Consider the following 25,308-nt stretch of genomic DNA (forward strand, 5'->3'; position numbering starts at 1 on the left):
GTTTATATTTCGTATGGTGTTCATAGCGAATTACGTTATTCAGAACTGGTGAAATTCGTCTCCGGCATCCCCTTCAGATCACTTAAAAATTGCTGCATGGCTGAGTTTAGATATCGGCCGGATTTATAAATCACTCCTACCGGATGACTAACTTCCAGCTCGGGAATATGGATCATTTTTAATGTGCCTGCACGCAGTTCAGAAGTGACCGACAGTCTGGAAATAATGGCAGCACCGAGATTAATTTCGACCATCCGTTTGACTTCCTCACTGCTGGACAACTCGATCACGACATGAGGTACGATTTGGTGCTTTTTAAATACATCATCCACGAATTTTCGTCCCACCGTATCGGGAGAGAGCAGAATCAACGGAATTTCCCGAAGGGCTTCAATGGTAGCATGTGGTTGTGAGGCCAGTGGATGAGTAGGAGACACGACTAGCTCAAAGGAATCGTAGTACAGAACCGAAGTGCTTAAATTGGGATTACGTTCAATCAGATAACCGATGCCAACATCAATAAGTCCGTTCTCCACCTGTTGATAAATCATTGAGGAAGCCATGGATTGAATGGAGGTTTTGATGAGAGGGAACTGATCCTGAAAGTAGGAAAGCACGCGCGGTAAAATTTGAATAGCGATGGATGTTGTGGTGCCCAACGCAATGTGGCCCTGCGGTGTTTCGTTTAGATCGTATAATTTTTGTCTTAATTCCTCAACAACCTCTAATATGCGCTCGGCGTGTTCCAAAAAAACAGCTCCCCTGTCGGTCAGGGTGACAGGCTGGTTGCGGTCAATCAGAATGGTTTTGAACTCATCCTCTAGACTTTTAATTTGAGCGGACACCGCCGGCTGCGTCAAATTGAGAAGTTCTCCGGCTTTGCGGAAGCTCATCGTTTTGGAAATCATGATAAGTGTTTCAAGTTGACTGATGTTCATGAAGTTCCTCCTCTCTTTTCTTAATCTTGTCGCAGCTGTATAGAATGAATATTTTTAGCCAATCCATAGGTTCATATGTAAAACCGTCGTTATGCTTTATTTCATTAAATTATAGGTTATTCGAGCAGGAAGGGCAATGAATCGAAGCAGAGTACCTTAAAGTGTGGTATATTGGGAAATAAAGACTAAAGTCCTTATATCCTTCAAAAATAATCAATCTAAAACCGGCAAGAAGTAAAGATATAGGACATTATTCACATTTTTTGTGATTTAGCTATAAAAAATTACCGGGTAGCTGTCGATAAGTGATATATAGAGCATTTTATTGAGGATTGATTCGTTTTACAGTGATATTTAATTAAAAAATTCTAATTTAAATGGGACTTTTGTTGTATGTCTAAAAGCCCATCGTAAAGGGGCGCTTTGATCGTGAAGGCAGAAGTGATAAATCCTTTTTTGGAGTCGGCGCGACGGGTCATTGAACAATTGATCCAAGTATCTCCTTCACCCGGAAATCTTGGTGTAAAAAATGTCGAGCTGGTGGACGACCACATCTGGATTATGATCGGGATGACCGGACAGCTTAGCGGAAATATTGTGTTCGGCCTGAATGAACAGGTGGCGCTACGTATGGTATCAGCGATGATGGGCGGATTTGTGTTGACTGAAATTGATGAGATGGGAAAAAGCGCAATTTCAGAATTGGGCAATATGATTAGTGGGAATGCCAGTACGATTTTGTCCAGTCAGGGAATTGTCGTGGATATTACGCCTCCGCAGGTCATGAAATCAGAAAACTTGACCACTTTTGTGCCTCAGCGTGCCCTTTATATTCCGCTTACGGTGGAAGGAATCGGTGAGCTGGATATTCAGGTGATGATCTCTTAATATTAAAGGAGCAAGTTTCTTTAATGTGGAGGGATGACCGTGAATATACTACAGGACAAGATAGTTGTGATTACAGGTGCATCCAGTGGAATTGGCGCCCTTTGCGCTCAGTTGTTAAGCGAAAAGGGCGCGATTCCTATTTTAACAGCACGCTCGCAGGAGCGACTGAAGCAAGTATCTGCGGGAATCAGCGGCAGACATGAGCTTATCCAACTGGACGTCACCCGCCAGGAGCAGGTAGAGGCTGTTGCTGCACGAGTATTGGAACAGTACGGACGGGTCGATATATTGCTTAACAATGCGGGCTACGGAAAGTTTGAGTATTTTAATGAAACCGATCTGACGGAGTTTGAACAAATGATGGACGTGAACTACATGGGTGTTGTTCGCTGCATCAAGGCGTTTCTGCCGCAAATGACAGAGCGGGGCCATGGACAGATTGTCAATGTAGCATCAATGGCCGGAAAAATCGGGACAGCCAAATCGTCTTCTTACACGGCGACGAAGCATGCGTTGCTCGGTTTCAGCAATGCGCTTCGGCAAGAGCTGCGCGGGAGTGGAGTGACTGTAACGACGATTAATCCGGGGCCGATTGACACACCCTTTTTTGAGCTGGCAGATCCTTCAGGAGGATATGTTCGAAATGTAAGCTGGTTTATGCTACAACCAGATAAGGTAGCACGGCATATCGTAAGAGCGATGGAGCTTCGCAAGGAGGAGGTTAATCTGCCACGGTGGGTATCTCCTTTTCTCAAGCTGTATCAGTTAGCTCCCAGACTGACCGATAGGCTGGGTCATGGTGTGATGAATAAGAAATAAAAGATGTCCCGTAAGCCATTAGCTATGGTGAGGGACATCTTTTATTTTTGTGATTTGGTAACAGGGCTATTTTCGCATATAATGGAGAGTAACGAATTTACGTATAGGGGTTGGACCTTTTCATGACATTGAATTTTGAATCGCTCGGCGTTGAACAAGATCTGTTGGACAAACTGACTGAGCATGAAATTACACAGCCTTCGCCAGTTCAGGCAGAGGCTATACCGGAAATAATGAAGGGAAAGCATGTATTGGCGCGCTCACAAACTGGCACAGGTAAAACACTGGCTTATTTGCTGCCGCTGCTGCAAGCGATTGACCCACAGAAAAAGGCTACGCAAAAGCTGATACTGGCTCCAAGCCAGGAACTGGCCATGCAAATTGTACGTGAGGGTCAGCGCTACGGAGAGCATCGCGGAATCCGTGTACTCGGTCTGATTGGTGGAGCGGCTATCAAACGTCAAATCGAAAAGCTTAAGGATCATCCACAGCTTGTCGTGGGTACACCAGGACGTGTACGTGAACTCATCGCTTCGAAAAAGCTGAAAATGCACAATATTACTACCATTGTCATCGATGAGGTGGATCAGATGTTCCAGCTTGGCGGAGCAGGCGATGTAACCAACATATTGGGCACCGCCCAACGTGATCGTCAATTGGTATTCCTGTCCGCAACGCTGAACGATGAGATTCAGTCGCTGGCAAAACGGGAGATGCGTGAATACGTAGAAATTGGGATTGATCCCGACCAAAAGACGGCTAGTGGACTGGAACACTATTACTTTGTATCTGAAGAACGGGATAAGGTGGATATGCTGCGCCGTCTGGTGCGTCATTTTAATCCGAGAAAAGCGCTGGTGTTCGTGAATACGACCAATGCCATTGGGGAGATTGAAGCCAAGCTCAAGCATATGGGGCTGACTACGGCGTCCTTGTATGGAGATGCGGATAAAGTTACGCGTAGCAACGTGTTGGCCAAATTCCGCGAGGACAAGCTCAAAGTACTGGTCGCTTCGGATGTGGCAGCTCGTGGTCTGGATATTGAGGGACTTGAAATGGTCATTCATTTTGACCCGGCTACGGATAGTCAAGCTTATGTTCACCGTGCAGGACGGACAGGACGGATGGGACGCAAAGGATTAGTGGCATCGGTTGTCACCGACCGTGAAACGTTCATCATGCGTAAGTTCTCCCGTGAACTGGGCATTGACATCGCAGAGCGTGCGTTGCATGGAGGTCGAGTAGTTGTGCCGCGTCCGGCGGATGCCAAGCGTGCACCTGTAAGACCATCCGAGGCCAGATCCTCATCTAACGGAGCACTGACAGAAAACCGTAAGGCACCTGTTCGTGCCGAAAACAGACGTCCTGGCAGAAATTCCGCGAACGGTTCAGCTCCAGGCAAGAGCAAAGGAGCAGCCTTGTCCAAAGCAGGAAAAGCACAGCGCGAGCGTGATCGCAAAAACAAGGGTGCACCAAGATGGCTGAAGGAAAAAGGATCAAAACCGAACGAGTAAGGGAGAAGAGGGGGAGCCATGGAACAACAGCCTGTGTTGCAAATTAACGGACTTACCGGCGGATATAGCGCCAAGCGCCCGGTGCTGCATCAAATTTCGCTGGATGTGAAACCGGGTGAAATGGTAGGACTGATCGGTCTGAACGGTGCCGGGAAAAGTACGACCATGAAGCATATTTTGGGCCTGATGACACCGCAGGCCGGAGAAATCCGTGTGCAGGGGCATAAGCAGGATGAGAATCCCGAGGAATATCAGGGAGCCATTGCTTTTGTACCTGAATCTCCAGAGCTGTATCCTGAAATGACGGTGATGGAGCATATGGAATTCACGGCCAGAGCGTACGGAGTTAGCGAAGCAGATTTCCGCACGCGCAGTGATCAAATGCTAGACTTGTTCCGTATGCGGGATAAAAGTGGGAGTATGTCGATGCACCTGTCTAAAGGGATGCGCCAGAAAGTGATGATTATGTGCGCATTTTTAGCGGGACCGCCGTTGTATGTCATAGATGAACCTTTTTTGGGTTTGGACCCGCTGGGTATTCGTTCCCTGCTTGACTTTATGTTAGAGATGAAGCGTTCGGGTTCGTCCATTCTGCTCAGTTCTCATATTTTGTCCACGATTGAAAATTATTGTGATCGTTTCATTGTACTTCATCAGGGTGCCATCATTGCGCAGGGTACGCTGGACGAAGTGACTGCACAGGCGGGTAAGCCGGGCATGCCGCTGGAAGATGCATTTTATGAGCTGGTACAGGGCAGGGAATGAGCATGGATTTGCAACGTTTGCATAAAGAAAGACGTGTAGCGTTCTGGGGACAGGTGCTGCCCTATCTGGGCTATGTCATTCAAAGCGGTCTGGCGGTGGTCTTCGGCTTTGCGCTGATTGCCTTTGCCGCATGGTACACGTCGCTACTGATGCATACTCCACCGGATTTGCCCATCCGCTGGATCATGCTTATTGTGGCTATTCCGATTGCTCATGCGAGCTTTCGTACGTATTTAAACGCAGCGGATATTGTTTTCCTCCGTCCACAGGAGCACGCGATGCACCATTATTTTAAGGCCAGCCGGATTCGGGGTGTGGTGTATAAAATATTCGGTTTGCTATTGCTGTCTATTATCGTGTGGCCGCTGTATATTCGCAGTGATGCGGCGCCTAAGCCGTTGCTACTGACCCTGCTACTGTTTGTGCTGTTAAAGCTGCTATTCAGCTACGGCGGCTGGCAAGAGCTTCGCATGGTATCGATTGGCGGGAGTGTAGGCTATCGTCTGCTTCGGTGGGTGTTGGCTGTGCTGATGGTAGCCGCATGGCTATGGCAGCCTCCACTACACAGCGTGCCATTTATCATATTGGTCGGTGTGGTGTACGTGCTTGTTCTGCGTTTTCCGGTCAAGCTGCTAGTGGCTTGGGAAAAGCTGATTCGTACAGAGGGTATGCAGGCTGCTCGGGTGATGCGCACTTTGGGCTGGTTTGTCGATGTGCCCGCCCTTACGCAGAGAGTGACGCCACGTCGTTGGCTGTCCTGGTTGGGAGGTAACATACCTTGGAACAGAAGGGGAGCGTATCGTTACCTGCTGTTTAAGACATTCCTGCGTACAGAGCCAGCAGGTATTGTCATTCGGCTTGGAATTCTGGGGTTGTTAATTATATATATCACCCATGCTAGCTGGATTGGGATTGCGGTATATTTATTTTTCATATTCCTCATTGGTGTACAGGTTACTTCACTAAAGCAGTATCACAAGGATTCGTTGTGGCTTCAGTTATATCCGATTCCTGCGCATAGTCGTCGTGCGTCTTTTCTCGACTTTGTTGTTCGGTTGACGTTGCCGGCTGCTGTGGTTCTGTGGCTTCCTTTTCTGGCAAAAGGAACGGAAGATCTACTGTCTACACTGCTCACGCTGCTTGGGGGAGTTGCAGTAGTGTTCTTGTTACGAGGCGCTCAAGCCAAAAAATGGCGTTTGGACGGTCAGGATGAGGAAGAAGTGTAATTTGTATCTATGTGAATAAAGTAAAGGCTAATTCGCAAGCAGCAAGAGCTGTCTGCCAATTAGCCTTTTTTGTACGCTCGCTGTTATCGTAGCCGTGGGTGCAGATTTCCGCCTGCTTATATAAAGAGCGTTTTGCTGATGATAACTAATAAAATGAACAGTACCAGAATTGTTCCTGTGCTTGTGAATGCGCCGTAACCACCGTAACCGCCTCTTGTTTCTTCTGCTCCCATGCTCATTCTCCTCTCGGTCATTGTGATAAAGGATACATCGTATCTTATGAATTGGATTTTCAGATTGCGTGGGCCAATGCTCAGGTATGTTGCCGAATCGCCTTATATTTTTCATCAGATGTAGGGGAGGATAGAGGAAAAGACACGTATTATCGAGAATAGAAGAAGTACGTAGTCATTATCACTTGGAAAGTGGGAAAGACGAGATGCTGGTAGATAAGCTGCTCGTGAACATATTTCTTGTGTTTGTACCGTTATTGGTATATAGCGCTTTGTCAGATCATCGGCATAGGAAACATACCCCGTTGCTTATGGGAGGGGTGCTGGGTGTGTCTTCTGTGCTTTGCATTATGTTTTCGTACATTTGGTATGGATTATATTGGGACCTTCGATATGTTCCTCTGATCCTTTCTGTTTTATATTTTGGTCCAAAGGCAGGGCTTCTGAATATAACGCTGATGGTGATGGCTCGTATGTATATAGATCCAGAGTCTATGGTGGTGAGCTTTCCCAGCATGATGTTGTGTTATTTGGGGCCTCTCTTGGTGAGAAGAAAGTTTATGCAGCTCAATAGTATGTTGCTTCGGGTGGGCATGAATATGCTAATGAGTATATGGACCAATATTGCCATGCTTATATTTTTGTTAATACATTCCTGGGCCAATGGCAGGCTGGATAAGGATGAGGTCGAGCTGATTCGGGCAATACTCTGGTTCGGTGTGATTCAATTCCTAAGCATTGGAGCCTCCTCTTTCTGGATGGAGTTTAGTTTGGAACGGGAAGAAATGAGAAGAAAGATTAAATATGCTGAGCATCTGAATACCTTAGGTGAACTGGCTGCCTCTATGGCTCATGAAGTAAGGAATCCGTTGACCGTGGTTAAAGGGTTCCTGCAAATGGTTCAGTCAGGGCTAGAAGGGAAAAATCGCAGATATATTGCTTTGGCACTAGCAGAGGTTGATCGGGCTGAAAGAATTATTAGCGACTATCTGAACTTATCCAGACCGCAGATTGGGAACACAGAGCTGATGGATTTGTCTGGCATGGTTCAACAGATTGTTTTGCTTTTGAAACCGATGGCGACCAAGCAAGGCGTAAGACTGTATACTGAGCTAAGGAATGAAATATACGTACATATGGATCGTAATCAGCTGTTACAGGCGTTAATACATGTGACGAAAAATGCGATCGAAGCTGCGGATGATGGGGGCAGGGTATACATAAAGCTGGCGATTCAGGAAGAAAAGGCATGTCTGCATATTAGGGATACGGGAAAAGGCATGAGTCAGGAGCATCTGGAGCGAGTGGGTACTTTGTTTTTTTCAACCAAAGAGGTAGGAACGGGACTGGGAACGGTCGTCTCCTTTCGAATCATTGAAGCTATGAACGGAAGTATACACTATGAGAGTGAGCCGGGAGTCGGAACCGAGGTAGTCATCCTGCTGCCACTCGCACAGAAATCTTTGCTCGCTGCTGAAGGATAGTTTGTTGCGAAGTGTGACTTACAATGGTTCAGCTCATTAAAAAGCGGTATGCCACAACATCCGGCATACCGCTAATGATGCTATATTTAATCTGTTACATATTAGGCGTTCAACAAATCTTGTGCGCCACGGTAAACAATGTCATACAGGTCTTCCAGATACTCTTCCTCGATACATGAGAATGCGATTCGGAGATCATATTCACCCAGCGCAATCGTCCCTACCCCATATTGTTCCAGCAAATGTGTGCGCAGTCGTTCAGCGGACAAGCCGTTCAGCTTGAGGCACATAAAATAACCCGAATTGAAAGGATAGTAGCTCCATACATCTCCGTATTTTCCACTATCGAGTAACGCTTTGACTTTATTAGCCCGACCCTTCATAATCTGGAACTTTTCTTTCTTCTGTTGTTCAAAGTCTGTTGACTTGAGGGCATCCAGGACGAAGGTTTGAGATGGGTGAGGACCGCTCGAAATCGTTGCCCGAATAATCCCTAATGTTTTTTGTTCTAGTGCGCTCAGTACATCCTGATGTTCCGAAGCAAAGGTAATAAATCCGACACGGAAGCCCCAAACAAATTCTTCCTTGGTAGCTCCGTCAATTTTGACGGGTAGAATTCTCGGATGAAGTCCAGCTAACTGACCGAATAGTGATTCGTGCAGGGAGTCCTCGAAGAACAGACCAAAATAAGCGTCATCCGTCACAACTACGACATTGATGCCTGCTTCCGCGGCTTCCTGGATGGCAGCAACAATTGCTTTACCCTCTTCGACTCCCGGTGTGTAGCCCGTCGGGTTATTCGGGAAGTTCAGTACAACGATCGCTTTGCCGTATTCTTTCTGTGCCAGTAGAGCGTCGCGTAATCCTTCACTATTAAAACGTTGATCCTCTGTGAACAACGGGAAATTCACCAAACGTCCATGACGGCGAATACCGAAAGTCAGCTCATAGTTTTCCCAGTTTTTGTCTGGGTAAATGACAGCATCCCCTTCATCCGTGAACAGGTCGGCAACGATGCTCAAACCGTGGGTCAGCGCGTTCGTAACTACGGGAAGGCCGTAACTTTTTCCAGCCAACGAAGGGTTTTCCTTCAGCATTTTGTCGCGCCATACACTACGTAGTTCAGGTTTGCCCGCAGGGGGAGCGTAAGGGTATAAATCCTTGGGATTGTAAGCGGACAGCTTTTCCTGAATGACCTCCAAATGCATAGGACCATTGCCTTCTGTAGCAATGCCAATCGTAGCGTTGTACTTTTTAGCAAGCTTCCCTGCTTCTGCGGATTGACTCAAAATCCCTTCTTTTGGGAAATAAATTTCTTTCCCTAAAAGAGAAAGCATTTGATATACATGCTCGTTGCCTGTCTGAATGTTTTGGTTTAACTGCGCTGCCAGTGGATTCATTCCCGTTTCATCCTTCCAAGTCATTTTGATTACATATTATAGCATTACACACGGTAAGCGTCACGCAAAAGCATCTGGAACATAAAAGCGCATTTTTTTGCTTAATGACGGCGCTGAGCTTATATTATAAATTAACGGGATAGAGGACAACCAAAGATTAACAAAAGGAGGTGCAGATTTTGCTGGATACATCTGCGTCATCGTTTATCCTGTTGTCGGCCTTCGCCAAAATTGTGTGCGAGCCGGGCTGGAAGTGGCAGGTACGCGAGAAGCCGATGCCAAACTATGATTTATTTTATGTATGGAGCGGAGAAGGAACAGTGGTCTTAAACGGGACGTCGTATCCGGTGAGCAAGGGGAGCTGCTTCCTGTTCAAGCCGGGGGATGATACCCGTGCCACACATAACCCGCAAAAGCCGCTCATACTTACCTATATTCATTTTGATCTTATCGAACAACCAAAGCTAATTCCTGCAAGCTACCGTATGCTGGAGGAAACGTTCGAGGTAGAGCATATGCTTGCCAGATACGTTAGACTACGCCTAGAGCGTGCTTACGGAGCTGACGAGGAAGGCAAGCTGATCCTGAAACAACTGATGATTCATCTGCTGCGTGCGGACCGTAAGGAGCCTCAGGAGCAACAAGCCAGTAACCAGCTCACCGAGGTCATTCGAGAAACGGCCAACTACGTGCGTCAGCATCCGGGACTTCCTCATCGCGTCGAGGATTTGGCAGCACGAGCGGGGCTGTCACCGCGTTATTTTTCAATTAAATTCAAGGAGCTACTGGGTGTTTCCGCGCAATCTCATATTATCAGCATGCGGATTGAGCGTGCACAGCATCTATTACTACATGCCGGAATGAATGTGACCGAGGTGGCAGAGGCTTTGGGGTACCGTGACATCTTTTTTTTCAGCCGCCAATTCAAGCAGTACACGGGGAAAAGTCCGTCTGAGATCCGGTAATGCTATGGACGGTGGTCAAGCTGTTTCGGATTTAGGCGTGAAGAATATAATGGATAAATTCCAAAAAAGGACCCGGGCAGTTACGCCGGGTCCTTTTTTATATGAGCAATTTAACATCATCCGATCCCAATGCTCATATGTGTAGCTAAAATCCTGTTACGATAAATTCACTTTTGCTTTGGGATCATGTCGAAAGCAACCCAGACGTTGTCCCATTTTTACCGCATCCCCCAGCTTCAATGCGGGGTCTGGCTCAAACGTGCCGTTTTCAGTTAGCAAAACGACAGTTGATCCAAATTCGAAATAGGCGAGATCGTCTCCTTTTGTCCATGAGACGGCCTTATCATCCGTATATTTGATGCTACTCACATTCATTGCGCCAACCTTGACGACCGCCACCTCACCATATTCGTGGGCAATGTACGTAATCTGTCGTTCATTGCGGCTAAGAACTGCTCGCATATGTTGCAAGCCGAAGTCATTCACTGGGTATACCTTGCCGCGCAGATGCTCTTTTTCTACCAGCGTACCGGATACTGGTGCATGAATGCGATGATAATCCGTCGGGCTGAGATAGAGCACAAAAGCATAGCCGTGTGTGTATTTTTCAAGACGCGGAGAGCGGTTAAGAAGCTCTTCCAGCGTATAGTCCTGCCCTTTGACATTTAAAAGAGTGCCGGACGTAATTGGGCCAGTGAAAGTAATCCGTGCATCCACCGGACTGGTCATCACCTCGGCGTTCGTATCAATCGGGCGCATGCCCGCTTTTAATTTGCGTGTAAAATAGGCGTTTAGAGAACGGTATTCCTTCCATTCCTGTTCCGCCTCATGCGTCTGGATCTGGTACGTACGTATAAAGGTGGGGATAAAAAGTCGGCTTGCACCGCTTTGCGCGAAGGAGCCTACAATCCGGCACACCCACTTGCGCGATGATAGCTCCGTCATGAGCCGCAGCCACTGTTTTGCCATTACAGATCCCCCTTGTTCATTTCCGAGCCGTCTTGGCCGGAACCTGTCCGGCCGCTCTGAACTATATTGACACAGAATGTGACGTAAATCAATACAGTGGACGGCTTGGTGAACGTTCGGTGTCTGACGAAGGCATCCGTTCGAGAAGCCAACGAGCGTAAGCCATCGGCTGAGAGTATGTTTCTTTCCAGACATTGTGCATGCCCGCCTGGCTGAAGCCATAGCGCTGGTCACGACCGTTGCATTCAATAAAAACAATCTTGCCTTCATGGGTAATTCCCAGATCCAGACCGACGTCGGCGAGACGGGGAAGGGTTTGTGCCAGTCGGTGCACGATTTGTAATGAGAGTCGCTCCAGTTCATTCATCAGCCGGACTGCGTTCGAAGTCTGAACTGTCTCTGTTTGTGATAACACTTCTAGTAAGGAACGGGCCGTACCGCCCTGTGCCACATTGGAGACGAAGGTGTGGGAAGGAGCAATTTTAGCATACATGCCTGTCACACCCCAGATACCGCCATATCCGCGCTGAACCGACACACGGACATCAAACGGACGATTGTTGTACAAAGCAAGCGGTATGGTTTCCTGTACGATATGAGGCACCTGCAGCAGTCGCTTGTGCAGAAATAATGGGAGTTCTCCGACATTCAAACGTAGGGTGGACCAACGCTCAGGTATAGCCGGATGAGCGCATTGCAAAGTCCAGCCTCCGCGGGAATGCCGCAGACGCATAATTCCTCTACCCACGCTACCGCTACTGGGTTTAATTACAACATCTCCGGTTTCTTCCAACAAGGTATGGATGGAGGAAAGGTTGCCTTGCAATGTTGTGGGGAGATGGATGCGTAGCAAAGGGTCTTCCTGCAGAATTGCATGTATATGGTCTTTGTGGAAACGGTTTTGTTCATTAAAAATATAGAACCCCTTTTGTACAAGCTTGCTGATATCTCTAGCATTTTCATTTTGCCGATAGAGAGTCCGATTGTGGATGACCGGCGGCAACGGAAGAATCATCTGCCGATACTCGTTGCCGTGTTTAACATAAGCCCGGCATGTTCCGGTCGCTATATGAATATCCTCCAGACGAAGAAAGCAGGGGATGAGCTCGTAGCTTAACCCGGCGTCCTCGTAATTGGCGATAGATTCATATCGCGTCCTCATGGCGGGGATGCCCCGGTAGGTTGCCGGGTTGAGCATGACGCCGACATGCAACATGAGTATGTCCGCCCTCCTTGTAGTCACTCCAACTGATCATACTGTGATTCTAGTCCATCATATGTATCAAAGATCGGCCAGGCATGGACGCTTGCCTTGCGGTAAGCCCAAAGTTAGAAGCGAGGCACATTTCAGCGAGGCAGACGATATGATACAGGATGAGTGTTGAAGAGTGTTGGAATAAGCTCAGAAAGTAGGTGAGGTGATGCAGAGGCCGAAGGTAGCAGTCGTTACACCGGGCTCCTTTGTTATACCTTCGCCCCGCAGCAGTTCTGTGGAGCGGGTAATTGCCCGCATGGTACCGCTGGCTAGTCATGAGCTTCAAGCGCAGATCTATGGCATAAAGGGAGCAGAGGCACCGGATCATGGCGATGTCGACGGAATTCCCTGCATGCGTTATACGCGGGGAACAGGCTATATTTCTGATGTGATTGCCGATTTAAAGAGATGGTTACCAGCGGTAGTAGATGTACACAACCGCCCGGCAGTTGCGAATGCAATTCGCGAGGCTTTACCCGATAGCCGAGTTGTGTTGACTTTGCATTCGACCACGTTCATCCGGGAGCCTTACCTCAAACGGAAGGATATGGGCAGGCTGCTGTTGTCGATGGATCGCATTATCGTGAACAGTGCATATTTAGGGGCAATCGTAGCTTCTGACTGTCCCGAGGCCGTCAGAGAGCGTATCGTCATAAACAAGCTGGGTATCCATCCCGGCGATTTCCTGCCACGGTGGACTCCAGCAGCAGAAGCAGCCAGATCGGCGCGATTGGACGATTTCGGCTGGTCAGGCCGCCAAATCATGTTATTCGCGGGCAGACTGATGCCAGGGAAGGGCGTTCACCGGCTACTGAAGGCCCTGCGGCATGTGGTCCGCGCCTGCCCGGACGTACTGCTGCTCATTGCAGGTAGTGCCTATTACGGGCATGACCGCCTCACGCCGTACACGGCGTCGTTGCATCGGCAGATGCGTAAACTAAGGTTGGAGAAGCATGTGCAATTCCTGGACTATGTTCCGCATCCAGCATTGGCCTCGCTATATCAGCTAGCCGATGTGACCGTTGTTCCTTCAATGAAGGATGAGGCCTTCGGGCTGGTCAATCTGGAAGCCATGGCGGCAGGAGTGCCTGTGGTCGCTTCACGAATCGGCGGTATTCCAGAGGTTGTACAACACGGCGAGACAGGCTGGCTTGTATATCCGTCTCACGGTGAGCAGGAAATGGCCGATGCCATCATCAGGCTGCTCCAGCAACCAAGCTTGCGACGACGGATGGGAGAAGCCGGGCTTGGCGAGGTACGGAGACGATTTTTATGGCAACACTCAGCACAACGCTGGGCACAAATCATAACGGACTGCGTAGCGGAGTGACGTAGGCGCTGTTACGCGCATAGGCTATCTTATAGGCATTAGCCATGATTCCCAGCCGGGTGAATGAAGCGGAGCGACCGCTGGTTCACTCCTGTGCCAAAGGAGCGGTCACCATGAACCATCGTACGAACCATAGCCCTAAGGATAAAAGAACAGCACGGCGTAACCTTTCCCATGCGGTTCCCTCCCCCCGTGTTAACAAGGAGAAAGCGGCTTCGACTTCCGGCAGTCATAAATCGAACCAGCGTGGAACGGCAACGGTCCCTGCCCCCGTAGAGAAGGACACATCGGTTCAAGCTATAGAGGAAGCGGCATGGAAGAAGCATAAGCTCCCCAAAACGCTAGAGGAAGCGATGCAGATGAATCGAGCATCTGTACTGCTGTTGTCAGTGCCTGAGTCAGATACGGAATACAGGTTGGATAACGACAAACCGTCTATTACGACGGAAGATCAGGCAGAGCAAGATTCGTTACTGGATTGTTCCATAACCAGTATTCACATTGCTGAAGGAAGACCACGCCCAAAGCAACGCGTGGTTTTGTCTGAGCGAGATATCGATCTAGCTTTCGATACGGAGAAAGAATTAAACTTGAATGTCATTCACGACGGATCAGCGACCAGTGACGAGGCTTCTGACGGTCATATAGTTTCACCTCAATATGGGAGCATTCCTTTTCACCTCCCCGCACAAGCGGATAGGGGTGAAGTGAGCGTTGTATTTGAGAAGCCTTTTATAGATACACAGTATGTAATCACTGCCAATGGGAGTATACCGGGAGTGATGGTATCCGTCACACAACGTCAGAGGTATTCAGCAGTACTTACTGTGGAACGCATACACTCAGGTCCGCTATGTGAAGGGTTGGTCCTTTGGATTGCGATGGGGCAATAATAAGAAGCCGAAAATATAATTACCAATAATCAACTTTATACTAGAAAAAAGGCGTCCCATAGTGGGACGCCGTATACATAAGAGAGAAGGGGGGAGACTTGTAATACCGGGGAAATTTATATTATTTCACTTATCTCACACCTACAGCGTCAAAAGACTTCATAGCAGAGGTTACGGCTATTGAATTTTCACCATAACTATCTTTGGCCGCTTGGATCACAGCGGCACGCGCGGTGGAGAAGTTAGACGTGGAAGTCAGATAATTGGTGAAGGCATTATAATAAATATATACGGCTGCATCACGTCCAATTCCATCTACCTTGACACCATGGAAAGTGCCTCCTTGTGCCAGAGAGGTTGTCGAACGAGAAGATTGATTTTACAAAATACCCCAAAATGAATCTTTAGTCCCTGATTTACTGTTTATTTGTCTTATCTAGTCGAAAATGATCGGGAGAGACTCAATGAACAAGAAAAGGGCGCCCCTTTGAGGGGACGCCATAAATAAGGGGGAAGGGGCGCAGACTTGTACACTGCACCCCTATTTTTTCGTCCATTATGAGCAGCCTAAGTGACAGTTGCACAACGGCGAAGGTCTATGGACGGGATATGAGGATTATAGCGTATATGATTTAGTTTACGCCTACAGCGTCAAAAGATTTGGCAGCTGCAGTTGCTTGTGCCGAGTTTGCACCGTACAGATCATTTGCTGCTTGGATCACAGCAGCGCGTGCGTTGGAGAAATCGGAAGAAGAAGTCAGGTAGTTCGTAAAGGCACTATAGTAAATTTGGACCGCTGCATCGCGGCCAATTCCATTTACAGCTACACCATGGAAAGTACCACCTTGTGCCAACAGATAGTAGGCTTTATTGATAATGCCGCTGTTCGTATGAACGCCACCGTTATCGGAGCTGCCTCTATACAAGTCGGAATAGTGATCTGGTTGATCATACAGCGTAGGATTGGACATAGAGCGCAGAGCATCGCCTGCAATGTTTGGCGTATAAATATCATCGCCTACAAGCCAGTTTTTACGCTGAATGTCATTGCCGATGACGTCCGAGAAAGCCTCATTCAATGCACCGGACTCTCCGTAATATTCCAAATTCGAAGTGTACTCTGTGACACCATGAGTAAGTTCATGACCTACCACATCGGGGTCCCCACTGAATGCGATAAATGTGCTACCGTCCCCATCTCCATAAGTCATTTGGGAGCCATTCCAGAAGGCATTGTTGTAGCGGCTACCGTAATGGACTGTCGAACGGAGTTGCAGCCCGCGTCCGTCAATGCTGTTGCGTCCAAATTTGGACTTATAGTAATCATATGTTTTGGCAGCATATGCATGGGCATCCACGCCGGCTGGATCATTCCATACATTATCGGCATCGGTCAGAAGGGTACCTGGGATGCTTTGACGGTTGGAGGCCGTGTAGGTCACAATACCATTACCGCGTGTTGTATCTTTTAACTGGTAGCTACTACCGGAAGCCGTCGTGGTGAATGATTTGCTATCACCAAGCACACCTTTACCTGTGCCTGTCGCTTCATTAATGATGTCATACTGGAATACGATGCTGCCGTCATTGGCATCAATAATGTAGCGAGTACGCAGTGGGGCAGGTTCTAAAACATTGACTTCTGTTACATAAACCAGCTGCAGGTCATCCCCTTTAGGATAGAAGTACAGATCAGCTTTAGGATCTACTTCTGGCTGCAGATTAGCGATTTTGGCAATGGAACTTTTTTCTGTCTCCACCGCCTCAATTTTGCTATCTTTCATGGCAGATGCTTTATCAAGACTCAGCTCGTCCTTATCAGTAGATAGCGTTTTTCCGTTGTTAGCTGCTTCGGCGTAAGTGTCTTTGCTTACACTGCTTTGTTCCTCAACATCTTTAGAAATCGTATCGTCGGAGGTAGGGAGGGCTTCAATCCGTGCAGCTGCTTCTTTATATGCAGTGTAGACTGCTTCAGAAGCGCTGATTTTTGGAGTCGTACCTTGCGTAGCTTCAGCTTGCTGATCCTCAGTAACCACCGCTCCTAAGTAAGAGGTGACCTCACCAGATTTGCCCACATGAATAGTCTGTTCAGCTCCATATACGGGAATCCCGTTTACATACTGTTTCAGCCGATAATGGCTCACACCGGACTTGTCGCTTGAGCGATCAACGATTCGGAATTGTTCACGTACACTAGAGTTGTCCGCACCCAGTAACGATTTCTTTTGCCGATTCAAATAGCTCCATACAATGTCGTCCCCGGATACCGAGGAAGGGGCTTTCCATTGCTCGGCGTGAAAGGTCGGTGTAAGCTGAGTTGGCCCCGAAACGGAACTCTCCGCTGATGCACCAGACGCGACCGACCCTAATAACATAGCTCCTCCAAGAAGCGAAACCCATACTTTTTTCATTAAAAATTCACTCTCCTCGATTAATGTCAGGATGAATTATCCTGTCTTGAATAAGGCATCGCGCCATTTATGTAGGTCGTGTTGTCGTCTGGAATAGAAGAAAATGGAACATGAAGAGAAATACCGAAGTGTTTTTCATGAAGCGTACGTGAAAAGAGGGTACTGCAATATGAAGCATGTAGCTTAAAAAGGTGACAAACTCCTCCTTTCCTGTCGTATAAAAAGAAAATAGAATAATGGTGGATAATGGAAAAATATTGACTTATGCAAAAAAAGCAATTGTTGATTTTTTGAACTCCCATCATCTGGCTCTGATATTAGCACAGAGAATGACGGACGAGAAGATCTATGTCACAAATTTATCCAAAATGATTCTTTAGACCCTAATAACTCATTTATTTAATAGGATTAATGAGTTATGTAAAAATAAAGTCGAAAATTGCTGTGTCGAAAAGACTCCACGATTGCCGTTACACACGGCTTTTGGACCGCATAGGTTATGTTGAACTGTCCTAATCATGCTGTCCATCTATACAGCAGGAAGGGAGGTGAGACGGGAGCATGAAGAAGCAGGGAAGAGCTGGATACAAGATCAAACGGAGGCGGCATTCCGGCGCTTACTATCATTCTAAGATGTGGCTGCCGTTACGAATGCCGAACATGCATAAGAATCCGGTAGCCCCTGCCATGAGGGAGGTACTAGACACGGAGAGAGGGGCACAGATCGGCGAAGAGCGACCATCTGAACCGTCATCAGTGGGAAAGTTTTTCGTATCTGTCATTATTCCGGCCATGAATGAGCAAAAAACAATCGGAGCTGTGATTCGCGAAGCGCGCCGTGTCCATCCACATACAGAGGTTATCGTCGTTGAGAACGGATCACACGATAGAACGGCGAAGGTGGCAGCAGCGGCGGGAGCTCGTGTGCTTTCCTTTCCGGAACCGCTCGGACATGATGTTGGCCGTCGTATTGGAGCGGAGGCGGCATCCGGACAGATCCTGCTTTTCCTGGATGGGGATATCGTCATTCCCTGCGTTAGACTCCGGCCGTTTATACACGCCATATGTGCAGGGGCGGATGTGGTGCTGAATGATTACCATGGACCTGTGAATCGTACGCCCGTACACCCTGTAGTGGAGGCAAAGCATGTATTGAATATCTTGTCGAATCGTGCTGATTTAGGGGGAGCATCTATGACTGGCATTCCACACGCCATAAGTCAAAAGGCTCTAAATAAAATAGGTCTAAAGCCCTTGGAGAAGCCTCCTTTATTTCAAGCTATGTCCATTGCCTCCGAGTTACGAGTGGTGACTGTATATGGAATAGCTGTCGGAAAAATAAATGCGACACGTAAAAAACAGAACGGCAAGGACCCGCTGGCAGATGTAATTGTTCAGGATCATCTGGATGCCATTGCCTGGCTTACATCGCGTCTGGGAACGCGTGCGGGATATACGGATTTGGAGCGCAAACGGATCAGAGACGAGGTGAAACTGTGAATAGACAGTATCGCAGAGGGAAGCGTGAAGAACCGAGTTGGGGCATGAGACGTGTTCAGCGAAAACGAGGAACGACGACTTCAATGCATAGCCGTAGGATGAGAAAGCCCACACCTCGGGCGAAAGGAATGACCGAAGTGACTCCGCCTGTGGAACGCGAAGTTCCGGGGGATATTGTGTTACAGGGAACGGCAGCGGCCGTAGTCAGCGCCTGTAATGAAGAGTCAACGATTGACCGGGTACTGGGCGAGCTGGAAAAACTTCCACTTACGGATATCATTGTCGTATTGAACGGCTGCACGGACGGCACGCGCTCCACCGTAGCCAAACATCATCCCAGTGTGACTCTTGTCAACGTGCCGGATCGACTGGGGCATGATGTTGGCCGGGCGGTAGGCGCGCGTATGACGCAGGCTGATATTGTGCTGTTCGTGGACGGAGATTTGCCGATTCCAGCATCTGATTTGCTGCCTTTTCTCCACGCGGTGGATCAGGGAACGGATGTTGCGCTTAATGATCTGGGCAGACATTTGCCGCCCTATGCCCAGCAGGACAGCGTGACACGGTGCAAAGCATTCCTGAATCGCGTACTGCGCAGGCCGGATTTGGGAGCAAGCTCATTGACCGCCGTACCGCATGCATTATCTCGGCGTTTACTGGATCAGCTTGGCTCAGCCGTGCTTGCCGTACCGCCAAAAGCCCACGCCATGGCAATTCTGCATGGCATGATCGTGGCGGCAGTACATGCTGTCGACGTCATTAAAACAAACCGTAAGCGGACCTTCAATGTTGGCAAAGGGAACGCTATGGAACAGTTGATCGTCGGTGATCATGCAGAGGCACTGACGGCGGTGTTTCAGGTAGCCGGGTATTCCCCGCTCGGGCCTGTTCCAACACGGGTAGACGTTGCCAAAGGGAGGAATGCACAATGAGTCTGACGAGCATCATTATTCCGACTTATAACGGCCTACATCTGTTAAAGCCGTGTATTGAGGCAATTCGGACACATACGATAGATGTACCGTATGAAATCATTGTTGTGGACAACGCTTCGAATGACGGAACGGATGATTTTTGTGCATCCGAGCGGCTGATCAGCATACGTCTTCCTGAAAACAGGGGCTTTCCAGCAGCATGTAATATGGGGCTCCGGCTGGCTTCGGGTGATCAGTTCGTTATTTTAAACAATGATGTGACGGTTACGCGGGGATGGCTATCGATTATGTTGGCTGCATTGCAGAGCGAAAGCATGGTGGGATTGGTGGGACCGGTGACGAATTACGTCAGCGGTATTCAGCAGATACACGGATTGGAAGGAGATTTGGCCAGTTGTCTGAGATATTCGGAGCAGAATAATGCAAGTAATCCCTCCAGATGGCAGGAGGTCAAGCGGTTGGTCGGGTTTTGTTTGCTGTTCCGGCGCGATCTGATGGAACGGATCGGGTTGCTGGATGAACGGTTCAGCCCCGGACATTATGAGGATGACGATTATTGTCTGCGCGCACGCGTGCATGGCTACAAGCTGCTCATGTGCAACGACTGTTTTGTCTATCACGAGGGGAATGCGAGCTTCTCACACTCGGAGACTTCCTGGATTGAAGAGCTGATCGAGCGGAACTATCGTTTGTTTATAGAGAAATGGAGCATAGATCCCAGAATGTTCATTGAAACTGGAAACACTGGGGTTGCATGCACTGAACATGCTGTCGAAGGAGGAAGGAAGATATGAAAGGGGTTATTCTCGCAGGAGGAACCGGATCGCGCCTTCATCCGTTGACTACATTACTCAACAAGCATCTGCTTCCGGTCGGCAAGTATCCCATGATCGTATATGGTATCGAGAGGCTACGACAGGCTGGAATCACCGATATGCTTATTATTATTGGTAAACAATCGGCCGGTCTGTATACCGATTTTTTGGGCAGTGGCAGTGATTATGGTGTCCAACTGACATACCGGATTCAAGAAAAGGCGGGCGGCATTGCGGAAGCACTCGAACTGGCAAGAAGCTATATGCAATCAGAAGAGAAATTCACTGTTTTGTTAGGTGATAATTTGTTCAAGGAAGACTTGGGACCTGTGATCGAACGGTTCAAGCAACAGCCCCCAGGGAGCGCCAGAGTGTTGTTGAAAAAGGTGGCAGATGCTCGTCGTTACGGGGTACCTGTATTTGATCCTGAGCGCCCGGAGAGCATTACGCGGATTGAAGAAAAGCCGCAGCATCCCCAATCCAAATATTGCGTTACGGGTATCTATATGTACGATACTGCCGTGTTCGATAAGATCCGGCAAATTACACCTTCGGCACGCGGTGAGCTTGAGATCACGGATGTTAACAACTGTTATGCCGCTGAAGGCAAGTTGGAATATGATATTTTACGGCGCTATTGGAGCGACGCAGGAACCTTCGATTCCCTTCAGGAAGCTGGAGTGAAAATGAAAGGACTTCTACCCTGATCTCAACGAAACACCATCCGGCCGGGCCAGGCATATAGTATAGGCATAATGCCACCCGGAGGAGTGAACGGCATGAAACGTCTGAGTATGCAAAGGAAACACAGCAAGCGGCTCGGAAAGAAAGGCTATTGGTCAGGATATAAAAGGGGCCAGGAGCAGGGCAACAAGTTGGGCCAGGCTTCGTTCGGCAAGGTTTTTGAAGGTGTCAGTATTATCATTCCGTCCTGCAATCAGCTTCAGCAGCTCCGTGCATGCATTCACCGTATTGAGGAGAATACGAGCCATCCTCACGAAATTATTGTGGTGGACTGCGGATCGACGGACGGGACATCCACCTATTTGCTCCGTAAAAGCATCGCTGTGCGTTATGCGCTGTTAAAAAAGGATGTTCAAATGATAGGTAGCCTGAATCAGGGGCTGATGATGGCAAAAGGCACAACTATTGTGGTACTGGATCAAAACTCTATGGTGACCCCCGGCTGGTTGGATCGGTTGTTAGGGTGTTTATACAGCGATCCGCGTATTGGTGTTGTTGGGCCTGCAACGAATGGTCCATTCAAAGAACAGCAGATTGAGGTTCCTTATATGAACGAAAATGGAGCCCGTCCATTTGCCATGACCTTCAATATTCCCAATCCGGATGCATGGCGGGAGACCGAAAGCTTAGCCGGATTTTGTTTATTGCTGCGCAGAGAGACATTGGAAAAAACGGGCTACTGGGACGAAGGCTGCCACAGTACTGAGGAAGCCCATGCAGATTGGCTATTGCGTGTGCGTTTGTTGGGGATACGAATGGCAATTGCCGGAGATGCTTTTATCCATTATGAAGAAAGAGATCGGGATACGGTGTATGGTTTTCCTCAAACGACCGAAAAAAGCGGTTCAATGGAGGAAAGCAGCCGGAACCGATCCTTTTTTGTACAAAAGTGGGGGGACGCGGATAAGCTGTTCCGCAATCTGAAATTCAGTACAGCGGAGACGGACGGCCAGATATCAACAGGTAAGGAAACACGCGTATCAACGGCAAGCTTTTATCCCATCGGAGCGGTTGTTCAGGGACCGTCCGGTGCAGTATTTCGGTTAGAGCCGGGAAGAAGGCGATATCTGCATGGAGTCAGTGCTGCGGGAGGTGAAAATGTGCGCCCTGTTAGAGTGTCTCAGCTGGATTTGTTGGTGCTTCCCTTGGTAGGGAAGCCGGAGGCTACAGTTTCCGGCAACATTGATGCACCTACAGCTGAGCTGCGAGAGGAACCCATTCCTGTACTGGCGGCTCCCGATCTGGAGAACATGTCCATGCTGCCCACACTGAATATACCGGCTCAACGCAAGCGATGGATCGAGGTATTGTATGCTGAGGGCGGGCAACTGTATCAAATCGGTAACGGCTGGAAAAGGCCGTTCCTTACCCTGTACGCTGCGATGAGCTGGCGGGCAGAGGACTACCGAATTCAGCTTTTGTCTCCCGGAGATTTGTCGGCTTTGGTGGAGAAACAGCCTATTATTGCTCCACCGGTGCTGCACGGGCATCTGTAATGATCTGAATAGGCGCTTTTAGGCGGAACCGACTACTCGCTGCGGCATACGCTGTAGTAGCGGAAAGCCCGTAGGTAATTCGTGCGTTCCGCACGGCGGAGCACATAAAGGAGGGGCTTATGCATAACGAGTTAGATGATTTGCTGATCCACATTTCGCACTCGCAGCAACAGATGTCAAGGTTGTTGGATGCGGAACGGCAGGTGGTTGTGCGCATGGCGCAGATCATACATGAACTGCCAGATGAGGAGCCGCGTTTTGATGGAATTCCGGGCATTCTCGACAGCTCGGGACAAGTAAACAAAAGCATTGTGGCCTATCTGAACGGTATTGCCGATCTTCAGGAAGCAATGGCTGAAATGCTCGTTCGTGTCGTGAAAGAGACGGCATACCCGGAAGAGGAGTAACGTACCAACCGAGGGCAGGGAGTGAACACATGAGTAGGGAACAAGCAATGATTCACATGCTGGACGCAGCCTCCAAAATGCAGCGGAATGTGTCTATGATCCTGGAGGCCAAGGCGGTCGAAGCAGAAAAAGTGCGTAATTGGGCGTTGAACCATCTGGCACCCCACGCATTTGACACCGATGAAGAGCAGTTGGGACGGCCTTTGGAAATTCACGAGCAGATGGTGGAAATGCTGGAGGGATTAACGCGGCTTCAGACTGGACTTTGCAGCAATCTCAAAGCATTGCTGGATCAGGATGAGCAGCAGGGTGGCGGCATGGAAGGGATGATGGGGGGAATGGGCTCGGGGGATATGAACTAATGAGCATGAGGCGTGAACGTGAGATCAAGCTGGATATGATGGAGTCTATTGCTGCCAGCCAGCACGCCGTTGCTCGGATGCTGACCAGTCTTGCGGACTTGACGCCCCATGCGGATATGTCGGCTACCCGTCTGGAAGAAACCATTCGTATACTCAGCAACTACCAGGGAGAAATCACGCAAATGTTGGCGGGTATTCCATTAAGACGGCAGGTATATGGAAAACCGACTAAGCCGTGGCTCCATGTGCCTGTTCAGAAAAATGAAACCACCACGAGAAAGCAAAGGAGGAATGGAAATGAGTACAAGGTGGGAACGCGCCACTCGGGACAAAGCCCGCAAAAGACGTAAAGATGCCCGGCGTTCCAGCATTCGCAGATTAAAACGGAGAAGAAGACGTCTGCTTGCTCTAAGACGCCGTAAAAGGGGACTTTATTCTGCACGTAGAAGACATCCTCATTTGCGGCGGCGGAAAAAACCTCAAGCTAACCCGGTGGCAGCCCCTTCTGCGGAGAATCCACAGCCCGGGACTGTTGCATTGGAGCATGATCCGCAGGCATTTCAGCAGGGATATGATGCAGCTTACAACGAGGGTTTCAATTCAGGTTTTGCCAAAGGTTATGAAGATGGACACCAGCTCGCTTATAAAGCTCAGTAAACTGGGCAAATCATTCTATTACTGTTCACCCCCGAAGCTAACAGCTTTGGGGTTATTTGCGGTTCGGCAGTTGGACGGGCAAACGCCAATTTTGTCCGGGCAGTGGCAGTCGTCCATGATGCGTTTGACCCCTCCGCATATAGTTTAGGAGTGACAGAAGTTTATCCTACAACAGGACAGGGTGAAGGATGTGAACGATCAACAAAGCGGAAATGAACGCGAAGCGTACCGATGCGGCTATCGGGAAGGACGCAGAATGGGCGGTTGCACGGCTGCTCTGTCACAGGTCGTGGCAATACAGCCTGCTGTTCGTCATTTGAAAGTGTTGTATATTCCGCAAGGTTTCGCAGCTATAGACACAGGTGTGCAAGAGGCATTAGGCCAAATATGCAGCTCTTGCGTCATCGGTACGCCTGCTACGATGCTAGCTGACGCCGAGGCTCAACGTCCAGACCTCGTGCTGGTCATGAACGGGCTGCATGTTTTTCCGGCGGATCATCTGGAGCAGGTGCAGCAAATACGAGCCCTAGGCATTCGGACGGCCATATGGTTTGTAGATGATCCTTACTTTACGGAGGATACGGCGTTGATCTGTCAATCCTACGATGTCGTATTTACGCACGAAATTTCTTGCCTGCCGTTTTATCGCGATCAGGGAGTAACGAGGGTTCACTATTTGCCGCTGGCTGCGTCAGCTCGTATCTTTTATCCCCGAAGGGTAGAGCGGGAGCATCAGCATGATATTTGCTTCATTGGAAATGCCTTCTGGAACCGTGTGAAGCTGTTCGACCATCTTGCTCCCTTCTTGGCGGACAAAAGAGTGCTGATCGTAGGTGGGCACTGGGATCGGCTGACCCGGCGGGATGTGCTGGAACGCTTTATCCGTCCGGGTTTTATGGAGCCGGAAGAGACCGCTCAATATTATAACGGCTCCAAAATTGTCATCAATATGCACCGCCCGACAGACCCCGGACTGGATAATCGGAATACACACCAGCTTTCAGCGGAGTCCATCAATCCTCGGACATACGAAATTTCTGCTTGCGGCACGCTTCAAATGACGGATGTTCGGAAGGATTTGAGCCGTTATTACCGACCAGGCTATGACATTGAAACCTTCTCTGGAGCAGAGGAACTGAAAGTGAAGCTGGACTACTATCTCAAGCATGACTGGGAACGCGAACGCATGGCCTGGCGCGCATTGTACACGACTATGCAAAAGCATATGTACTCCAATCGCATGGAAGAACTGCTGGACAAGGCGATGGCCTAAAGTAAACACCATAAACAGTGAGGAGTGAA

25 protein-coding genes and 1 pseudogene are annotated in these 25,308 nt (G+C 48.8%); 19 read left to right on the forward strand and 7 right to left on the reverse strand.

The genetic code is table 11. The annotated features are described in order from the left end of the window. Nucleotides 1-35: 35 nt before the first annotated feature. Complete coding sequence (locus WA407_RS15825; RefSeq protein WP_023990132.1) at nt 36-938, reverse strand: LysR family transcriptional regulator; 903 nt, start codon at nt 936-938, stop codon at nt 36-38. Between the two features lie 429 nt (nt 939-1,367). Between WA407_RS15825 and WA407_RS15830 the strand changes: the two genes are divergently transcribed. The 5 genes from WA407_RS15830 to WA407_RS15850 all read left to right on the forward strand — a co-directional run bounded on the left by WA407_RS15830 (nt 1,368) and on the right by WA407_RS15850 (nt 6,150). Further along, the gene (locus WA407_RS15830; protein WP_061830098.1) at nt 1,368-1,826 is read left to right on the forward strand and encodes a chemotaxis protein CheX; all 459 of its coding nucleotides are present in this window, start codon (nt 1,368-1,370) and stop codon (nt 1,824-1,826) included. A 39-nt stretch (nt 1,827-1,865) separates the two neighbouring features. Beyond that, nucleotides 1,866-2,645, forward strand: coding sequence for an SDR family NAD(P)-dependent oxidoreductase (locus WA407_RS15835; protein WP_254329216.1), 780 nt, complete (start codon nt 1,866-1,868; stop codon nt 2,643-2,645). 122 nt (nt 2,646-2,767) lie between these two features. Beyond that, nucleotides 2,768-4,159, forward strand: a complete 1,392-nt coding sequence (locus tag WA407_RS15840; protein ID WP_336077748.1) for a DEAD/DEAH box helicase — start codon at nt 2,768-2,770, stop codon at nt 4,157-4,159. A gap of 18 nt (nt 4,160-4,177) precedes the next feature. Then, a complete protein-coding gene (locus WA407_RS15845) occupies nt 4,178-4,924 on the forward strand; it encodes an ABC transporter ATP-binding protein (protein ID WP_013311782.1) in 747 nt (248 codons plus the stop codon). 2 nt (nt 4,925-4,926) lie between these two features. Then, a complete protein-coding gene (locus WA407_RS15850) occupies nt 4,927-6,150 on the forward strand; it encodes an ABC transporter permease (protein ID WP_061830125.1) in 1,224 nt (407 codons plus the stop codon). 116 nt (nt 6,151-6,266) lie between these two features. Here WA407_RS15850 and WA407_RS15855 read toward each other — a convergent pair whose 3' ends face one another. Beyond that, nucleotides 6,267-6,383, reverse strand: a complete 117-nt coding sequence (locus WA407_RS15855; protein WP_216637468.1) for a YjcZ family sporulation protein — start codon at nt 6,381-6,383, stop codon at nt 6,267-6,269. Nucleotides 6,384-6,589: 206 nt separating this feature from the next. Here WA407_RS15855 and WA407_RS15860 point away from each other — a divergent pair, with 206 nt between their 5' ends. Next, nucleotides 6,590-7,867, forward strand: coding sequence for a sensor histidine kinase (locus WA407_RS15860; protein WP_061830091.1), 1,278 nt, complete (start codon nt 6,590-6,592; stop codon nt 7,865-7,867). A gap of 101 nt (nt 7,868-7,968) precedes the next feature. Here WA407_RS15860 and WA407_RS15865 read toward each other — a convergent pair whose 3' ends face one another. Next, the gene (locus WA407_RS15865; RefSeq protein ID WP_061830089.1) at nt 7,969-9,267 is read right to left on the reverse strand and encodes an aminotransferase class I/II-fold pyridoxal phosphate-dependent enzyme; all 1,299 of its coding nucleotides are present in this window, start codon (nt 9,265-9,267) and stop codon (nt 7,969-7,971) included. A 179-nt stretch (nt 9,268-9,446) separates the two neighbouring features. On the opposite strand from WA407_RS15865, the gene WA407_RS15870 reads away from it, so the two are divergent. Then, nucleotides 9,447-10,232: a helix-turn-helix domain-containing protein gene (locus tag WA407_RS15870; RefSeq protein WP_061830088.1), complete on the forward strand. Its 786-nt coding sequence runs from the start codon at nt 9,447-9,449 to the stop codon at nt 10,230-10,232. A gap of 156 nt (nt 10,233-10,388) precedes the next feature. Here WA407_RS15870 and asd read toward each other — a convergent pair whose 3' ends face one another. Beyond that, entirely contained in the window at nt 10,389-11,201 is an 813-nt protein-coding gene (asd, locus tag WA407_RS15875; RefSeq protein WP_235308450.1) for an archaetidylserine decarboxylase, read from the reverse strand. Between the two features lie 88 nt (nt 11,202-11,289). Beyond that, the gene (locus WA407_RS15880; RefSeq protein ID WP_250266596.1) at nt 11,290-12,417 is read right to left on the reverse strand and encodes a YheC/YheD family endospore coat-associated protein; all 1,128 of its coding nucleotides are present in this window, start codon (nt 12,415-12,417) and stop codon (nt 11,290-11,292) included. Nucleotides 12,418-12,622: 205 nt separating this feature from the next. Between WA407_RS15880 and WA407_RS15885 the strand changes: the two genes are divergently transcribed. Together WA407_RS15885 and WA407_RS15890 are read left to right on the forward strand one after the other, a co-directional pair. Further along, the gene (locus tag WA407_RS15885) at nt 12,623-13,786 is read left to right on the forward strand and encodes a glycosyltransferase family 4 protein (RefSeq protein ID WP_336077749.1); all 1,164 of its coding nucleotides are present in this window, start codon (nt 12,623-12,625) and stop codon (nt 13,784-13,786) included. Between the two features lie 113 nt (nt 13,787-13,899). After that, nucleotides 13,900-14,679: a WIAG-tail domain gene (locus tag WA407_RS15890; protein WP_336077750.1), complete on the forward strand. Its 780-nt coding sequence runs from the start codon at nt 13,900-13,902 to the stop codon at nt 14,677-14,679. A gap of 130 nt (nt 14,680-14,809) precedes the next feature. Here WA407_RS15890 and WA407_RS15895 read toward each other — a convergent pair. Then, a pseudogene (locus WA407_RS15895) lies at nt 14,810-15,031 on the reverse strand (M4 family metallopeptidase); the annotation flags it as partial. A 280-nt stretch (nt 15,032-15,311) separates the two neighbouring features. After that, the gene (locus WA407_RS15900; RefSeq protein WP_235308453.1) at nt 15,312-17,090 is read right to left on the reverse strand and encodes a M4 family metallopeptidase; all 1,779 of its coding nucleotides are present in this window, start codon (nt 17,088-17,090) and stop codon (nt 15,312-15,314) included. Between the two features lie 561 nt (nt 17,091-17,651). Here WA407_RS15900 and WA407_RS15905 point away from each other — a divergent pair. From WA407_RS15905 to WA407_RS15950, 10 genes are all read left to right on the forward strand, one after another. Beyond that, nucleotides 17,652-18,590 (forward strand): glycosyltransferase family 2 protein, encoded by a 939-nt coding sequence (locus tag WA407_RS15905; RefSeq protein WP_235308454.1) that lies wholly within the window; start codon nt 17,652-17,654, stop codon nt 18,588-18,590. Next, nucleotides 18,587-19,522, forward strand: a complete 936-nt coding sequence (locus tag WA407_RS15910) for a glycosyltransferase family 2 protein (protein WP_165179110.1) — start codon at nt 18,587-18,589, stop codon at nt 19,520-19,522. Before WA407_RS15905 ends, WA407_RS15910 begins: the two co-directional genes overlap by 4 nt. After that, nucleotides 19,519-20,319, forward strand: coding sequence for a glycosyltransferase family 2 protein (locus WA407_RS15915; RefSeq protein WP_336077751.1), 801 nt, complete (start codon nt 19,519-19,521; stop codon nt 20,317-20,319). Before WA407_RS15910 ends, WA407_RS15915 begins: the two co-directional genes overlap by 4 nt. After that, on the forward strand, nt 20,316-21,047 hold the full coding sequence (locus tag WA407_RS15920) for a sugar phosphate nucleotidyltransferase (RefSeq protein ID WP_165179112.1): 732 nt from the start codon (nt 20,316-20,318) through the stop codon (nt 21,045-21,047). The genes WA407_RS15915 and WA407_RS15920 overlap by 4 nt, the downstream gene beginning before the upstream one ends. Before the next feature lie 72 nt (nt 21,048-21,119). Further along, entirely contained in the window at nt 21,120-22,580 is a 1,461-nt protein-coding gene (locus WA407_RS15925) for a glycosyltransferase family 2 protein (RefSeq protein ID WP_336077752.1), read from the forward strand. A 119-nt stretch (nt 22,581-22,699) separates the two neighbouring features. Further along, nucleotides 22,700-22,987: a hypothetical protein gene (locus WA407_RS15930; protein WP_013311765.1), complete on the forward strand. Its 288-nt coding sequence runs from the start codon at nt 22,700-22,702 to the stop codon at nt 22,985-22,987. A 29-nt stretch (nt 22,988-23,016) separates the two neighbouring features. Next, on the forward strand, nt 23,017-23,349 hold the full coding sequence (locus WA407_RS15935) for a hypothetical protein (RefSeq protein WP_029518277.1): 333 nt from the start codon (nt 23,017-23,019) through the stop codon (nt 23,347-23,349). 5 nt (nt 23,350-23,354) lie between these two features. Continuing rightward, the gene (locus tag WA407_RS15940) at nt 23,355-23,699 is read left to right on the forward strand and encodes a hypothetical protein (RefSeq protein WP_254350177.1); all 345 of its coding nucleotides are present in this window, start codon (nt 23,355-23,357) and stop codon (nt 23,697-23,699) included. After that, nucleotides 23,647-24,006, forward strand: a complete 360-nt coding sequence (locus WA407_RS15945; RefSeq protein WP_061830076.1) for a hypothetical protein — start codon at nt 23,647-23,649, stop codon at nt 24,004-24,006. Before WA407_RS15940 ends, WA407_RS15945 begins: the two co-directional genes overlap by 53 nt. 181 nt (nt 24,007-24,187) lie before the next feature. Beyond that, nucleotides 24,188-25,279 carry a CgeB family protein gene (locus tag WA407_RS15950; RefSeq protein ID WP_061830075.1) on the forward strand — a complete coding sequence of 364 codons (1,092 nt, stop codon included), beginning with the start codon at nt 24,188-24,190 and terminating at the stop codon, nt 25,277-25,279. Nucleotides 25,280-25,308 lie beyond the last annotated feature (29 nt).

The sequence above is a fragment of the Paenibacillus sp. 203 genome (assembly GCF_037027525.1).
Taxonomy (GTDB): Bacteria; Bacillota; Bacilli; order Paenibacillales; family Paenibacillaceae; genus Paenibacillus; species Paenibacillus polymyxa_B.